The following is a 452-nucleotide window of genomic DNA, read 5'->3' as shown; positions in this document are numbered from 1 at the left end:
AGTTAGAGAAAGCCGGACACATCCACCCGGAAACGCGGATCATCGGCGTCGGCCGCGCGGAGTGGGATAAAAAAGCCTATACCGAAGTGGTCAAGGAAGCGCTTGGCACCTTCATGAAGGAAAAACTGGATGATGAACTCTGGGCCACGCTGAGCGCACGCCTGGACTTCTGCAATCTGGACGTCAACGACAGCAAGAACTTTACCAAATTGGGTAAAATGCTGGATCAGAAACACCGCACCACCATCAACTACTTCGCCATGCCGCCAAGCACCTTCGGCGCCATCTGCAAAGGGTTGGGCGAAGCCAAACTGAACCATGAGCCGGCGCGCGTGGTGATGGAGAAGCCGCTGGGCACCGATCTGGCGTCTTCCCGCGTGATCAACGACCAGGTGGCGGAGTACTTCAACGAATCCCAGGTTTACCGTATCGACCACTATCTCGGTAAAGAG

The 452-nt window shown here is 55.8% G+C and carries 1 pseudogene; it reads left to right on the top strand.

The window, feature by feature from the left end:
- Positions 1–452: pseudogene (locus KHA85_RS20215) on the top strand (glucose-6-phosphate dehydrogenase); the annotation flags it as partial.

The organism is Dietzia massiliensis, from assembly GCF_018390595.1.
GTDB lineage: Bacteria > Actinomycetota > Actinomycetes > Mycobacteriales > Mycobacteriaceae > Dietzia > Dietzia massiliensis.
Note: the sequence above shows the minus strand (reverse complement) of the source record. Positions and strands in the feature narration are given on the sequence as shown.